Annotated in this window: 11 protein-coding genes; 7 read left to right on the forward strand and 4 right to left on the reverse strand. The window is 72.5% G+C overall.

Annotation, left to right across the window (positions count from 1 at the left end):
• Positions 1–12 precede the first annotated feature (12 nt).
• Together DFJ69_RS20780 and DFJ69_RS20785 are read right to left on the reverse strand one after the other, a co-directional pair.
• On the reverse strand, positions 13–264 hold the full coding sequence (locus tag DFJ69_RS20780) for a DUF397 domain-containing protein (RefSeq protein WP_116024148.1): 252 nt from the start codon (positions 262–264) through the stop codon (positions 13–15).
• A complete protein-coding gene (locus DFJ69_RS20785) occupies positions 261–1115 on the reverse strand; it encodes a helix-turn-helix domain-containing protein (protein ID WP_116024149.1) in 855 nt (284 codons plus the stop codon). Before DFJ69_RS20785 ends, DFJ69_RS20780 begins: the two co-directional genes overlap by 4 nt.
• Positions 1116–1318: 203 nt before the next feature.
• Here DFJ69_RS20785 and DFJ69_RS20790 point away from each other — a divergent pair, with 203 nt between their 5' ends.
• Positions 1319–1618 (forward strand): hypothetical protein, encoded by a 300-nt coding sequence (locus tag DFJ69_RS20790; RefSeq protein WP_116024150.1) that lies wholly within the window; start codon positions 1319–1321, stop codon positions 1616–1618.
• 58 nt (positions 1619–1676) lie between these two features.
• Here DFJ69_RS20790 and moeZ read toward each other — a convergent pair whose 3' ends face one another.
• Positions 1677–2858: an adenylyltransferase/sulfurtransferase MoeZ gene (gene moeZ / locus DFJ69_RS20795; RefSeq protein WP_116024151.1), complete on the reverse strand. Its 1182-nt coding sequence runs from the start codon at positions 2856–2858 to the stop codon at positions 1677–1679.
• 248 nt (positions 2859–3106) lie between these two features.
• On the opposite strand from moeZ, the gene DFJ69_RS20800 reads away from it, so the two are divergent.
• Both DFJ69_RS20800 and DFJ69_RS20805 read left to right on the forward strand, forming a co-directional pair.
• Entirely contained in the window at positions 3107–3892 is a 786-nt protein-coding gene (locus DFJ69_RS20800) for a hypothetical protein (protein WP_116024152.1), read from the forward strand.
• A gap of 7 nt (positions 3893–3899) precedes the next feature.
• Entirely contained in the window at positions 3900–5609 is a 1710-nt protein-coding gene (locus DFJ69_RS20805; protein WP_245974491.1) for a S8 family peptidase, read from the forward strand.
• An 84-nt stretch (positions 5610–5693) separates the two neighbouring features.
• Here DFJ69_RS20805 and DFJ69_RS20810 read toward each other — a convergent pair whose 3' ends face one another.
• Complete coding sequence (locus DFJ69_RS20810; RefSeq protein WP_245974492.1) at positions 5694–6623, reverse strand: ROK family protein; 930 nt, start codon at positions 6621–6623, stop codon at positions 5694–5696.
• Between the two features lie 188 nt (positions 6624–6811).
• On the opposite strand from DFJ69_RS20810, the gene DFJ69_RS20815 reads away from it, so the two are divergent.
• From DFJ69_RS20815 to DFJ69_RS20830, 4 genes are all read left to right on the forward strand, one after another.
• Positions 6812–7123 carry an MGMT family protein gene (locus DFJ69_RS20815; protein WP_116024153.1) on the forward strand — a complete coding sequence of 104 codons (312 nt, stop codon included), beginning with the start codon at positions 6812–6814 and terminating at the stop codon, positions 7121–7123.
• Positions 7124–7237: 114 nt separating this feature from the next.
• Complete coding sequence (locus DFJ69_RS20820) at positions 7238–8170, forward strand: serine hydrolase (protein WP_116024154.1); 933 nt, start codon at positions 7238–7240, stop codon at positions 8168–8170.
• 87 nt (positions 8171–8257) lie between these two features.
• A complete protein-coding gene (locus tag DFJ69_RS20825) occupies positions 8258–11440 on the forward strand; it encodes an ATP-dependent helicase (RefSeq protein WP_116024155.1) in 3183 nt (1060 codons plus the stop codon).
• A gap of 103 nt (positions 11441–11543) precedes the next feature.
• A complete protein-coding gene (locus tag DFJ69_RS20830; protein WP_116024156.1) occupies positions 11544–15122 on the forward strand; it encodes an ATP-dependent helicase in 3579 nt (1192 codons plus the stop codon).
• The last annotated feature ends 178 nt before the right edge of the window (positions 15123–15300 follow it).

Raw genomic sequence — 15300 nt, forward strand, 5'->3', positions numbered from 1 at the left:
ACGGCCTCCTGGTCAGTGGGTGAAGAAGTCGAACTCTCCGTTGCGTACGCCTTGGAGGAAGGCTTCCCATTCGGCGCGGGTGTAGAGGATGAGTTGGGCGTCCGGATGATGGCTGTGGCGGACCGCGACCCGCTCGGTCCCGTCGGCCAAGGGGCCTGCTTCGACGCAGTTGCCGCCGTTGTTGGGGCTGTGGGTGCTGATGTGCCAGGCGACGCTCGCCCGCTCTTCGGGATCGAGCGTGCCGGGCGTCTCTGACGTGGTCATTGCCATTCCTCTGTGATCGCTGTGATTAGCTCGATGGAGTCCGCTGGCCCGAGGGCCAGGTTCTTGTGTCCATCGTACGTTCGGAAGAACGGCTCGGTGTCGGGAGCTTCGACGTAGAGGGCGCCTGCCATCGTCTCCGCGTACGCGACCTCTGGGAACGGGTCGGGCAGCTCGAAGATCTCGAACGTGCCGTACGTACCGGCTGGTGTTCCCGCGCGGAACGGCAGGACGCGGATGTCCACCGCCTGTCGGGCGGCACATTCCACGAGGCGGCGAAGTTGGGCCGCCATGATCTCGGGGGTGCTGATCTGGCGGCGCAGCACCGACTCATCCAGAATGACCGAGAGGCGGGACGGCTCATCGCCGTCGAGGACCTGCTGTCGTGCCATCCGTAGTTCGTGCCAGCGCTCGATCTGCTCGGGTGTCGCGTCCCGGTCGTTGGTGCGGATGAGGGCCTCGGCGTACTCGGGAGTCTGGAGCAGGCCGGGAATGACGATGGCTGCGAACGAGCGGATGTGCGTCGCTCGGGCTTCGAGCCACACGTAGTCGATGAGGGTGCCGACCACATCACCTGAATAGCCGTCCCACCAGCCCTTCTGCCAGACGTCCGCGCTGAGCCGAAGCAGCGCCTCGCGGCGCTCGCGGTCGGAGACGCCGTACAGGTCGAGCAGGGCCAAGAGGTCCGGGCGGCGGATCGGGTAGAAGCCGGTCTCGTAGCGGCTGACCGTTCCGGTGTCGCGTTGGAGGTATTCGGCGGCCTCCTTGAGCAGGACGCCCTTGGCCTCGCGCAACTGGCGGAGCTCTTGCCCCAGCCACTGGGACCGCAGGGTCGAGCGTTGGAGCGCGGCCATCCGCGATCCCCTTCCTTGATCGCCGACAAAGGATCTCGAGCTAGTTGGCGCAAGCAACTTGCCTAGCGCGATATGCGATGGAACTATACCAACCGTAGGTCATCGATCACGGCCTGCGATGAGGGAACGGTGAAAAGAGGGCCGGGACGGTCTCGCGTACCAGGCTGTGGCCGTCCCGGCCGGATGCTCGGAAGGGAGCACCGATGGAAGGTGTCCACGAGTCCGAACCATCGTCTGTCTACCACGCCCACGACGCGCAGGTGAACCCGGCGGCCGTCGCCGAGGTCGTCGCGTTGGGCGGGGGAGCGGCGCGGATGTTCGCGCTGGTGCAGGAGTGGGGCGACGAGGGCGAGCCGGTCATGCGGGAGGTCGTGGCGTACGGGATGGAACTGCCCGGCGGGCGCGCCATGACGGTGTCACCCTCGGGCTCGGGCCTCGGGTGCTGGCGGACGCCGCAGAGCGCCTGCCGCCGGCTTGCCTCCGACCTGGTCTGGCTGCTCTGACCACGGAACGGCGACAGCCCCGGACGGTGGACCGGGGCTGTCGTGTGTTCGGGGTGGATCAGTAGGAGGGCAGGCTCGGGTCGATCTGGTTGACCCAGGCCAGGACGCCGCCGCCGACGTGGACGGCGTCGGAGAAGCCGGCGTTCTTGACCACGGCGAGGGCCTCGGCGGAGCGGACACCCGACTTGCAGTGGAGGACGATCTTCTTGTCCTGGGGGAGGCGCTCCAGGGCGGAGCCGTTCAGGAACTCGCCCTTGGGGATCAGCGTGGCCCCGGGGATGGAGACGATCTCGTACTCGTTGGGCTCACGGACGTCCACCAGGAAGATGTCGTCGCCGCCGTCCTGCATGTCCTTCAACTGGCGGACGGAGATGGTGGCGTCCGCCGCCGCCTGCGACGCCTCCTCGGAGACGGTGCCGCAGAACGCCTCGTAGTCCTCCATCAGCTCGGTGATGGTCGGGTTCTTGCCGCACAGGGCGCACTCGGGGTCCTTGCGGACCTTGACGGTGCGGTACGCCATCTCCAGGGCGTCGTAGATCATCAGGCGGCCGACCAGCGGCTCGCCGATGCCCGCGAGGAGCTTGATGGCCTCGTTCACCTGGATGGAGCCGATCGAGGCGCACAGCACGCCCAGCACGCCGCCCTCGGCGCACGACGGCACCATGCCGGGGGGCGGGGGCTCGGGGTAGAGGCAGCGGTAGCAGGGGCCGTGCTCGGCCCAGAACACGCTGGCCTGGCCGTCGAAGCGGTAGATGGAGCCCCACACGTACGGCTTGCCGAGCAGCACGGCCGCGTCGTTGACCATGTAGCGGGTGGCGAAGTTGTCGGTGCCGTCCACGATCAGGTCGTACTCGGAGAAGATGTCCATCACGTTGTCGCGGTCGAGCGCGACGTTGTGGACGACGACGTTGATCAGCGGGTTGATGTCGCGGACGGTGGCGGCGGCGGACTCGGCCTTCGGCTGCCCCAGCGAGGACTGCCGGTGGATGATCTGCCGCTGCAGGTTGGACTCGTCCACGATGTCGAAGTCGATGACACCCAGCGTCCCCACGCCGGCGGCGGCGAGGTACATCAGGGCCGGCGAGCCGAGGCCGCCGGCGCCCACGCACAGGACCTTGGCGTTCTTGAGGCGCTTCTGCCCCGCCATCCCGACGTCGGGGATGATCAGGTGCCGCGAGTAGCGATTGACCTCGTCACGGGTGAGCTCCGCTGCGGGCTCGACCAGAGGGGGCAACGACACGGTGATGCTCCTGTGCTTGGCCTGTGGGGCTGGGCGGGACGCCGCCCTCGGCGGTCCCGCTGAGGACAACCTTGCCATGCCGCCGCCCATTCCCGAACCCCGCCCGGCTCCGACCCGTCCGGGTATGAATCGGATGATTACGGGCATCGGTGGGTGACCCTAAGTGGAGGAGGGCGAACATGCGGTCGTCCGCTCGGCGTCACCGCTCGTATGCGCGTTTAGCGCCCATGGGCATTATGTTGTGAGACGTGGCCCTCCCGCCCTTCCGCCACCCGTCCGAGCCTCCCCCGGTACGGGTGCAGCCGGACACACGTCGCGTCCTCGGGCTGCCCGGACGCCACTGGGTGGTGGTGGCCCTCGTGGTCTCGTTCGGGTACGTGGCCCTCGGCGTGGTGTCGGTCACCGGGGCCGTACGGGTGCTGACCCGCGATCCGACGGCCGCCGAGCTGCGCAGGGCCGCCGACGTCGAGGTGGCGCGCCGCTGGGAGTCCTGGCCCTCCGGGCGGATCTTCCCGGAACGGCTCACCTACCGCCCCGGAGACGGGGAGGAGTACGAGTACGCCACCCGGTCCGGGATCGCCCCGGAGACCGCGTGCGAAGCCTCACTGGAGCCGAAGGCCGCCGAGGTCCTGCTCCGTCACGGGTGCCGTGCGGTGCTGCGCGCCACGTACGCGGACCAGCTCGAAGGCGTGGTGGTCACCGTGGGCGTGGTCGTCTTCCCCGATCAGCACGCCGCCTACCGGGCCCGCGGCGCGCTCTCGTCCTCGCCGACGGTGCTGCGCGCGTCCGCCTTCCCCGGTACGCCCGCCGCCCTGTTCAACGACGCCGCACGACAGCGGGGCTCCGCCGAGCGCGGCGGCCCGTACCTCGTGCTCACCACGGCGGGGCAGTCCGACGGGCGTCCCGCCGCCGCCGTCACCAAGGGGCGGCCGCAGGACCTGTTCGGCTTCGTCCCCCAGTTGGGGCACACGATCGCCCAGACACTGGCCACCCGGTCGCTGCCCGACTGCGGCGACCGCGACTGGGAATGCTGAGGGGCCGATGAGAGCGGTGATGGCCCGGATGGGGGCGGCGCTGGCCGCCGTCACGCTCGCGTTCGCGCCCTCGCTGACACCCGCGCCCGCGTGGGGCGACGTCGTCCGCGACCGGCAGCGGCCCATCCTGGACCGGTTGGACGTCCCCGAGGCGTGGAAGATCACGCGGGGGCGCGGGGTCACCGTCGCCGTCGTGGACTCGGGGGTGGACCCCCGCCAGGCCGACCTGCGCGGCTCGGTGACGGTCGGGCCCAACATGCTGGCCGACGTCGACCGCGCCGGCCCGCCCACCCGGGCCCACGGCACCGGCATGGCCTCGCTCATCGCCGGTCACGGCCACGGGCCCGGCGGGCGCTCCGGCGTCATCGGGATCGCGCCCCAGTCCAGGATCCTCGCCCTGCGGGTGATCGCCGAGCCCCGCGACCCGGGCTTCGCCGCGTACCGGCGCAGCGAGGAGACCAAGGGGGCGGTGGCGAAGGGCATACGCCACGCCGTCGACCATGGCGCGGACGTCATCAACCTGTCGCTCGGCAGCAACCGCGAGAGCGACGGCGAGCGCCAGGCCATCGCGTACGCGATCTCCAAGGGCGTCGTGGTGGTGTCGGCGGTCGGCAACGACGGCGACGAACGCGGCCGGACCGACGGCGAGGGCTTCTCCCCGTACTCGTATCCGGCGTCCTATCCCGGAGTGATCGCGGTCGCGGCCAGCACGCCGGGCCACAAGCGGGCGCCGTTCTCCAACCGCAACTACTCGGTGCTGCTGTCCGCGCCCGGCGTGGGCATCCCGTCGGCGGGGCCCGGCGGTCAGTACTTCCTCACCGAGGGCACCAGCGACGCGAGCGCGCTGGTCTCCGGCATCGCCGCGCTGATCCGCTCCCGCCACCCCGACATGAGGCCCACGCTGGTCCGTCAGGCGCTGCTGGCCAGCACCCGGTTCGGCCCCACCGGACGGTACGACCCCTCGGTGGGCTTCGGCGAGGTCAACGCCGCCGCCGCCCTGCGCTCGGCGGCCGGCCTGGCGGCCACGCCGGGCGGCACCGACGCCCTGTCGAGCCGTGACCGCTTCGGCACGACGGACCTGGGCCCGGTGAAGGTCATCGACCGCCCCTTCTGGACCGAGCCGATGGCTTACGCCGTCATCGGCCTCACGGTGCTCGGCGCGGGGCTGGCGGTCCTCCTCACCGTCGTCCTCTTCCGCCGTTCCCGCCAGGGGCTCTTCGACGGGCCCCTCCCCGTCGCCGGCCCTGTTCCGGCCGGCCCGCCGCCTCCGCTGTTCTTCGACCCGTCGGCCCCTCCCCGTCCCCGGCTGACCGCCCCTACCTTCGAACGCCCCGACGACTCCTGGCCGGGCGCACCGACACCCCCGGGCCATCCGGCCCCGGTTGCGGCCGCCGCCGGCCCATGGCCCCCTGCGGCCCCCGCGATGGCCTCGGCCGGGGAGCCGCCCAACGGACGGCCGGGGCCCTCGGCCCCGCGCCCGCCGGGAGCCCCGCCGCCCTCTTGGCACCAGCCTCCGAGGACGCCCCCCGGATCGCCACAGGAGCGACCCCACGCCTCCCAGGGCTCGTGGCCGGAGGCGCCGGACGCCCGACCCGAGTTCGAGGCCCCCGACATCCCGCCCGGGCCGCAGGTGTCGCCTCCGGAAGGACCCCCGAGGTCCGAGGGACCGGAGACGTCGCCAGAAGGCCGACGCCCGTCGTTCGAACCACCGTCCTGACGGGCCGCGCCGCCCAGACTGCGGCCACGTGCCGGAGCGGGGGCGCGGCCTTGAGGAGGCGCGTCGTCGGAGGCGCCGTTCCGGCTAGATGCCGGCGGTGCGCCAGGCCAGGAGGGCGGCGCCGAGGAGGCCGGCGCGGTCGCCCAAGGCGGCGCGAACGATCCGAGGCGGGCGTTGGAAGGTCAGTCGGGTCTCCAGGGCCTTGCGCAGAGGGTCGAGGAGCAGGTCGCCGCTCTCTGAGAGGCCGCCGCCGATGACGATGAGGCGTGGCGCGCAGATCGTCGTGTAGGTGTGCAGGGCGGTGGCGAGCGCGTCCACGGCGTCCTGCCAGATCTCCACGGCGGCGGACTCTCCGGCGGCGACGCGTTGGGCGACCTCGGCGGCCGAGACGGGTGTGCCGTCGGTGTGCAGCTCGGTGTAGCGGCGGCCGACCGACGAGGCCGACGCGTACACCTCCAGGCAGCCCCGGCCGCCGCACGGGCACGGCGGGCCGTCGGGGGTGACCCGCATGTGGCCGATCTCCCCGGCGTAGCCGTCGGCGGAGTACGGTCGGCCGTCCATGATCATGGCTCCGGCGATCCCGGTGCCGATCGGCATGAACAACAGGTCGGTCTCGCCCCGGCCCGCGCCCAGCAGCGACTCGGCCAGCCCGCCCGCCCGGACGTCGTGCCCGACGGCGGTGGGCAGCGCGATGCGCTCGGTGAGCCGTTCGGCCAAGGGGAGGTCGCGCCAGCCGACGTTGGCGGAGTACACCACGCGCCCCGTCGTCTCGTCCACGATCCCGGGCAGCACGACGCTCGCCGCCACCGGCGTCAGGCCCGACGCCCCCGCCTCCGCGACCAGCCCGTCGAGGATGTCGAGCACCCGGTCGATCACCGCCTCCGGGCCGTCCTCCCGTCCGGTGTCGTGCAGCCGGTCGGCGTGGAGGCGGTGGCCGGCGTCCACCAAGCCCGCCTTGATCCGGGTCCCGCCGACGTCGAGCGCCGCGACGCAGGGGGCGGATGGCACGGTCACGGGGTACTCCTTCGCTGGTGGGACGCCTCCGCATGATGCCCTGCCGGGCCGCCGCAGGAAAATCCGGACGTTCCCGCCAAGGTTCGAAGACCCGGGCGCGCGGCGTCCGGAGGGCCTCGACGAGCGGACGATGGCTCCGTGCCCGGGTGCGTTGGACGTGTCGGGCGGCCGGCGGTCACAATCGGGCGATGCAGCGGGAGCCTGACGAGTACGCCGAATCGGTCCTCGACGTGGTGGAGCGGATCCCGCCCGGCCGGGTGATGGCGTACGGGGACGTGGCGGAGCTGGTGGAGCGCGGCGGCCCACGGCAGGTCGGCCGGGTCATGGCGCAGTGGGGCGGCGGCGTGCCGTGGTGGCGGGTGGTCCGTGCGGACGGGCGTCCGCCGCAGGGCCACGAGGTGCGCGCCATGGAGGAGTACCGCGTGGAGGGCACCCCGCTGCGTCCGGACGGAACGAGGGTGGACATCCGCCGGGCCCGATGGGATGGTCGTTCGACATAGCAAGTCAGATTTGTCCGTTTCGGTAGAGGGCTGTAACGCCGCCGGTACTTGACCACGGCATGATCCTGTGCCCACCGCCGGGTGGGTCGCAGATCATCCAGGGAAGGGGCCGGCATGTCCTCACGGCGTTCGCTGCCGGCGCTCGCGGTGGTCCTGGCGCTCGTGCTGTCGCTGGTGGGGCCTGCGGCGAGCCGTTCCCCGGGACGGCCCGTGGAGGTCGCCGCCGCACCCACCGGGACCGTGCCCACCCCGCAGGTGTCGAGCGCTCCCGAGCCGCCGCCGCCCGAGCCCCGGGAGTTGGCGAGCGGACGCCTCACCCGCGCCATCGACCGTTACCTCAAAGGCAGGCCGCTCAGCCTGAGCGTGCGGGACCTCGCCACCGGGATCGCCTACCGGTACCGCCCCGGCGCGCGGTTCGTCACCGCCAGCGTCGCCAAGGTCGACATCGTCATGACGCTGCTCCTCCAAGCCCAGAAGCAGGGCCGCAGGCTCGACGCGTACGAACGAAGGCTGGCCGAGCAGGCGATCCGCTACAGCGACAACAAGGCCACCGACCGCCTCTGGGAACGCGTCGGCGGGGCCGGCCCCGTGGCCGCCGCCAACAGAAGGTTCGGCCTCAAGAAGACCAAGACCGTCGACGGTCGCTGCCTGGACCTCTACTGCTGGGGCATCACCGACACCACGGCCGACGAGCAGATCAGGCTGCTGTCCGAGCTGGTCGACGACAAGGGCCCCCTCGACGCGCGCAACCGCGCGTACGTGTTGAAGCTCATGGGCACGGTCGCGCCCGAGCAGGCGTGGGGCGTCAGCGCGGCAGCCCGCGACGGCGACCGGGTGGCGCTCAAGAACGGCTGGCAGCGGCGGCTGTCCCACGGAAAGCTCTGGGCGATCAACAGCGTCGGCCGCGTCCGGACGGGCGGGCACGACCTGCTCATCGCCGTGCTGTCCGACCACCACGCCACGAGCGCGGCGGGCATCGCCGTCGTGGAACGGGTCGTGGGCCTGGCGGCCGGGGAGTTCCGTCGCACCACCCCCTGGGTCAACTGACGTCCCGGTAGGATCCGTGGGCCCGCTTTCGCGACATGCGCGCATTGTCGTCAGACAAACCCCGATGATCTGCTGGAATCGTCTGTTGTGCCTTCCGCCTCCTACCGTCTCGTACGCCGCTCCGGTCACGTCGGGGCGCAGCCGCCCGTGCTCGACGAGCGGCAGCGGCGGGTCGTCGAGCACGCCGGGGGGCCGATGCTGGTGCTGGCGGGCCCCGGCACCGGCAAGACGACGACCATCGTCGAGGCGGTCGTCGACCGGATCGAGCGCCGGGGTGTCGACCCGGAGCGGGTGCTGGTCCTCACGTTCGGCCGTAAGGCCGCCGAGGAGCTGCGGCATCGCATCACCGGCCGGCTCCGGCGCACCACCCGTTCGCCGCTGGCGCTGACGTTCCACGGGTACGCGTACGCGCTGCTGCGCCGCGACGCCGTCCTGAACGACGAGGAGCCGCCGCGCCTGCTGTCGGGTCCCGAGCAACTGCTGGAGGTCAGGCGGCTGCTGGAGGGCGAGGCGATCGACGGCGCGAGGGTCTGGCCGGAGCGGCTGCGCGAGACCCTGTCCACCAGGGGCTTCGCCGAGGAGCTGCGCGACTTCACCCTGCGGGCCGTCGAACGCGGCTACGGCCCCGAGGACATGGAGGCGCTGGGCCGTACGAGGGGCCGCGACGACTGGGTCGCGATCGGCGGGTTCATGGAGCGCTACGTCGACCGTTTCGCGGTCGACCCCGTCGCGACCTACGACTACTCGGACCTCATCGGCGTGGCCGCCCGGATGCTGGCCGAGGACGAGGTGCGCATCCGCGAGCGCGAGGCGTACGACGTGGTGTTCGTCGACGAGTACCAGGACACCGACCCCGCCCAGGAGACCCTGCTGTGGCAGTTGGCGGGGGAGGGCCGCGACCTCGTCGTCGTCGGCGACCCCGACCAGTCGATCTACGGCTTCCGGGGCGCGGACGTGCGGGGCATCCTCGACTTCTCGCAGCGCTTCACGACGCTCGACGGGGATCCGGCGCCGGTCGTGGCGTTGCGGGAGTGCCGACGGATGGGCCCGGAGATCCTGGGGGCCTCCCGCCGGGTCGCCCGCCGGCTCCCCGCCGGTCCGTTGGCCGCCGAGCACCGCGCACTGCGACCTCAGGAGGGTGTCGAGGACGGTGAGGTCCACGTCGTCATCGCCGACAGCGCCAGCCAGGAGTCCGCGCTGGTCGCCGACGAGCTGCGCCGCGCCCACCTGCTGGACGGCGTGCCGTGGTCGCGGATGGCGGTCCTGGTGCGCAGCGCCGTCCGCCAGGTCCCGGTGCTGCGCCGGGCCCTCTCGCAGGCCGGGGTCCCCGTGGTGGTCGCGGGCGACGAGGTGCCCCTGATCGGCGAGCCCGCCGTGCGGCCCCTCCTCCTCCTGTTGCGCGCCGCGTTGAAGAAGGGCTTCCTGACCGACGAGGTCGCCGAGGACCTGCTGACGGGCCCGCTCGGCGGCGCGGACTCGCTGGCCATGCGACGCCTCAAGCGGGCGCTGCGCGACGTGGAGACGCTGTCGGGCGGCGACCGTCCCCTCGGCGAACTGCTGGTCCAGGCGCTGCGGGACCCGCGCGAGCTGATGCTCGTCCACGAGAAGGTACGGGCCCCCGCCGAACGGGTCGCGGCCCTCATCCGGACCGCGCAGGACAGCGCCCGCGACGGCGGCACCGCCGAGGACGTCCTGTGGGCGGTCTGGCAGCAGAGCGGGCTCGCCGAGACGCTGCTCGAGCAGAGCGTCAAGGGCGGCACCCGGGGCGCGACCGCCGACCGCGACCTCGACGCGGTCGTGGCGCTGTTCGACCACGCCGCCCGGTTCGTGGACCGGACGCCGCAGGCCGGGCCCGAACTGTTCGTCGACAACGTCGCCGGTCAGGAGATCGCCGGCGACACCCTCGCCGAGCAGGCCCCCGAGGGCGAGGCCGTGCGGATCCTGACCGCCCACCGCTCCAAGGGGCTGGAGTGGGACGTCGTCGTGGTCGCCGGGGTCCAGGAGGGCCTGTGGCCCGACCTGCGGCTGCGCGGCTCCCTGCTCGGCGTGGAGGAGCTCGTCGAACTCCACGCGGGGAGCGAAGTGGGTTCGGGCGGCGTCATGACCGAGGCTGCGGGCGCGTCCGTGTCCGCCAAGCTCCTCGACGAGGAACGCCGCCTGTTCTACGTCGCCGTCACCCGCGCCCGCAAACGGCTGGTGGTGACGGCGGTCGGCGGCGACGACACCGAGGAACGCCCCTCCCGCTTCCTGAACGAGCTGGCGCCCGGCTCGTTCGAGGAGTCCCAGCTCGACGAGAAGACCCGCTGGCTGTCGCTGTCGGCACTGGTCGCGGACCTGCGCTCGGTGGTCACCGACCCCGCCCGCCCCGAGCCGATGCGCCGCGCCGCCGCCGCCCACCTGGCCCGGCTCGCCCGCGCCGGGGTGCGCGGCGCCCGCCCGGAGAACTGGTACGCCATCACCGCCATGTCCGACCCGGGCCCGGCGTTCACCGAGGACGAGCGGATCACCATCTCCCCGTCGCAGGTCGAGACGTTCACCACCTGCGGGCTGCGCTGGCTGCTCACCTCGGCGGTCGGCGCGCAGGAGGGCGGGCCGAACGAGTTCAGCACCATGGGCAAGGTGATCCACGCGGTGGCGGAGATGGCGGGGAACGACGCGTCGCTGTCCGAGGTCGACGTGTCCCGACGGCTGGACGAGATCTGGAACGACCTGGACTTCCGCAGCTCCTGGTACTCCGACAAGCAGCGCGAGCAGGCCGCGAAGATGGTGGACAAGTTCCTGGCCTGGCACCGCGCCAACCCGAACGAGATCGTGGCGCTGGAGGAGGGCTTCCAGGTCGACCTGGGCCGGGTCGTCATCAAGGGCCGCATCGACCGCGCCGAACGCGACGAGCAGGGCCGTGCCGTCATCATCGACATCAAGACCTCCGCGACGCCCGTCCCCAAGGACGAGCTGGGCCGGCACCCCCAGCTCGGCGTCTACCAGTACGCGGTGATGCTGGGCGCGTTCGAACGGCACGGACTCATCGAGCCCGGCGGTGCCAAGCTGGTGCAGGTCGGCAAGGCGGCGCTGACGCGGGGGGCGAGAGAACAGGAGCAGCCCCCGCCCGCCGAGGACGACGACCCGGACTGGCCCAAGAAGCTGGTCGAGATCGTCGCCAACGGCATGGCCGGCGACGTCTTCCAGGCCCGCGTCAACGACAAGTGCCGCACCTGCCCGGTGAAGTCCTGCTGCCCGGTCCACGACGAGGGCGGGCAGGTGGGCGGGTGAGCGGGCCCGTGGCGATCGGCCCGAGGAGCGGGCTCGGAACGACCCGACGACGCCGGAGGCCGCCGCACCCCCATGCCCGTGAGCCGATGAGCGGAGCGCGCCGATGATCTCGCCGGGAGAGCTGGCGCGGCTGCTGGAGATCCCGGAGCCGACCGCCGAGCAGGCGCAGGTGATCCAGGCGCCGCTGGCCCCGATGGCGGTGGTGGCCGGGGCGGGGTCCGGCAAGAGCGAGACCATGGCGGCGCGCGTCGTGTGGCTGGTCGCGAACGGGTTCGTACGGCCCGAACGGGTCCTCGGCCTGACGTTCACCCGCAAGGCGGCGGCAGAGTTGGCCGCCCGCGTCCGCCGCAGGCTCGACCAACTCCGCGAACGGCTGCCCGAGGACGAGCTGACCCGGCTCGGCGGCGAGGCCCTGTTCGACGGGGAGCCGGTCGTCTCCACGTACCACTCGTACGCCGCCCGCCTGTTCGGGGATCACGCCCTGCGGGAGGCCCTCGAACCCACGATGCGGCTGGTCAGCCCCGCCGTGGCCTGGCAGATCGCGTCCCGGGTGGTGGACGACCACACCGGCCCCATGGACAGGATCGACTGGCAGCCGGACACGGTCGTCAAGGCCGTCATGGAGCTGGCCGGCGACCTGGCCGAGCACCTGCGCACGCCCGAGCACGTTCGCGAGGTGGGCCGCTGGCTGGACGAGCGGTACGCGTCCCTGCCCAAGCCGCTCAAGGCGCAGAAGGACATCCTGGCCAGGCACGCCGTTCGTGAGCAGTTGCTGCCGCTGGTCGAGGCGTACGCCGCCGCCAAGGCCCGGCGCGAGGTCATCGACTACGGCGACCAGATGTCGCTGGCCGCCCGCATCGCGTACAAGCACCCCGAGGTCGGGATGATCGAGCGTTCCCGCTACTCGGTCGTGCTCCTCGACGAGTACCAGGACACCAGCCATGCGCAGCTCGTCCTGCTGAAGTCGCTGTTCGGCGGCGGGCATCCGGTGACCGCCGTGGGCGACCCCTGCCAGTCCATCTACGGCTGGCGCGGGGCCAGCGCGGGCAACCTGCTGCGCTTCTCCCACGACTTCCCGATGGGGCCCGCGCCCGCGCCGATCGTTCAGCTCTCGGTGAGCTGGCGCAACGGCGAACGGATCCTGGACGCCGCCGCCCGCGTCCAGCGCGACCTGCGGGAGGAGGCGAAGGTCGTCCCGCGCCTGTACTCGGGCGACAGCCGACGTGAGCGCGGCCGGGTCGAGTGCGCGCTGTTCCTCACCGTGGAGGACGAGGCGGAACGGATCGCGAAGCGCGTCAAGCGCCTCCTGGCGTCCGAGCCCGACATCGCGCCCGACGGCAGGCCATGGGACGAGGGGCCGCTGAAGTGCTCCGACATCGCGGTGCTGGCCCGCAAGCGCTCCCAGTTCCCGCTGATCCGCCGTTCCCTGGAGGAACGGGGCATCCCCGTCGAGGTGGTGGGCCTGGGCGGTCTCCTCACCGTCCCGGAAGTGCAGGACGTCGTCGCCACGCTGCGCGTCATGCACGACCCGACCGCCGGGGCGTCGCTGGCCCGCCTGCTGACCGGCCCCCGCTGGCGAATCGGCCCCCACGACCTCGTCGCCCTCGGCCGCCGCGCCCGCGACCTCGCCCGCGAAACCTCCCGCGACGTCGTCCCCCCTCCGGAGGACGCGTCGGTGGGGGGCGCGGCGGTGCCCGCTCGCGACGTCGTTCCTCCCTCGGACACGGCCCCGGCGGACGCATCGATGCGGGACGCGGCGACGGGGCCCGCCCGTGACGTCGCCGCTCCTTCGGGTGCGTCCACGGGGGATGCGTCGGTGGGGGGCGCGGCGGTGCCCGCTCGTGACGTCGTTCCTCCTTCGGGCGCGCCACTGGCGGACGCTTCGGAGCGGCGCGCGGGGGCCGCGCCTGCCCGCGGCGTTGCGGTGCCCGGGGACGCGCCGGTGGGGGCGGACGCCGGAGGTTCGGGTGGGGAGGACCCGTTGCGGCAGGTCGTCACTGAGCTGAACCAGGAGACGGGGAGCCTCGTCGACGCGCTCGACGACCTGGGCGCGCCCGACGCGTACTCGCCCGAGGGGTTGACCCGGCTGCGCCGGCTCGCCGCCGAGTTGCGGGGGTTGCGCGGGCAGGTGGGACTGCCGCTGCCCGACCTGGTCACCGAGGTGGAACGGGTCCTCGGCCTGGACATCGAGGTCGCCGCCCGTTCGGGCCTGGACCCCGTGACGGCCCGCGCCGACCTGGACGCGTTCGTCGACGCCGCCGCGACCTTCGCGGGGGACGCCGAGGACCCCACGCTGGGCGCGTTCCTCGCGTACCTCAAGGCCGCCGAGACGGAGGAGTTCGGGTTGGAGGCGGGCCGGGTCGGCGAGAGCGACAGCGTCAAGCTCCTCACCATGCACGCCGCCAAGGGCCTCGAATGGCCGGTCGTGATCGTTCCCGGCCTGTCCTTCACGCCGCTGAAGAGCGGCGGCCCCGCCAAGGGCTCCGTCTTCCCGTCCCCGCCGCAGAACCCCACGCGCTGGACGGTCAACCCCCGGCTGCTGCCGTTCCCGCTGCGCGGCGACCGCGCCGACCTGCCGGTGTTGAGGGGGCTGGCCAAGGAGGATCTCGCCGCCTTCGACGAGGCGTGCGCCGAACGCGACTTCCGGGAGGAACGCCGCCTGGCCTATGTGGCCGTGACCCGCGCCTCCCATCTGCTCATCGCCACCGGCTACTGGTGGGGCACGTCCAGCCGTTCCCTCGGCCCGTCGCCGTTCCTGGAGGAGATCCGCGAGGCGTGCATGGCCGGCGCGGGCTCCGTCGCGGTGTGGACGGAACCGCCCGAGGAATCCGCCGCGAACCCGCTGCTGGCGGAGGACACCGCCGCCGAGTGGCCCGCCACCCCCGAGGGCCGACGCCACGAGGCCATCGTGGAGGGCGCCCGCATGGTCAACGACGCCATGGTCGGCCGCATCACCCGTTGGGCCGGCGACGCGGGGTTGACGGACGCCGACCGGGGCCGCATGTCCGCCTGGGCCCGCGACGTCGAACTCCTCCTCGCCGAACGCGACCGTGGCCGCGGCGGCGACGGCCACCTCGTCGAGTTGCCGGCCCAGCTCACCGTGTCCACCCTGGTGTCGCTGTCCCGCGACCCGGCCGCCCTGGCCCGCTCGATCCGCCGCCCCATGCCGCGCCCGCCCGCCCCGTTCGCCCGGCGCGGTACCGCGTTCCACCGCTGGCTGGAGTCCCGCTGGGGCCAGCAGCGCCTGCTGGGCCCCGACGACCTGCCCGGCGCCGCCGACGAGGGCGCCGCCGACGACTCCGACCTGCCCCGCCTGCGGGAACGCTTCGAGGCGTCCGAATGGGCCTCCCGCGAACCCCACGACATCGAGGTCGCCTTCGAGACCATCGTCGGCGACCGCGTCGTCCGAGGCCGCATGGACGCCGTCTTCCGCACCGCCGACGGCGGCTACGAGATCGTCGACTGGAAGACCGGCCGGCCTCCGTCCGTTGAGGAGGCCCGCCACAACGCGGTCCAACTCGCGGCCTACCGGTTGGCGTGGTCCCAGCTCATGGACGTCCCGCTGGAGAAGGTCAGCGCGGCGTTCCACTACGTCTCCGCCAACCGCACCGTCCGCCCGGCGGACCTTTTGGACGCGAACGGCCTGACCGAATTGTTGGAAACGGTCCGCTCGGTGGATTGATCCGAACGAAGGGTTCATTCTTTCCCTTCGCGTCGTGACCGGAGCGTTGAGTAAGGGTTCGTTGCGGTGCGTGTCAAGCGCCTTGGTCGCGAATGTGTGCTCGATGAAGACCGAGGGTGAACTTTGTGTTTCGTCGACGCGGATTTCCGCAGGATGTGATCGATCCGACAGTGACGTG

It is taken from the genome of Thermomonospora umbrina (assembly GCF_003386555.1).
GTDB classification, from domain to species: domain Bacteria; phylum Actinomycetota; class Actinomycetes; order Streptosporangiales; family Streptosporangiaceae; genus Thermomonospora; species Thermomonospora umbrina.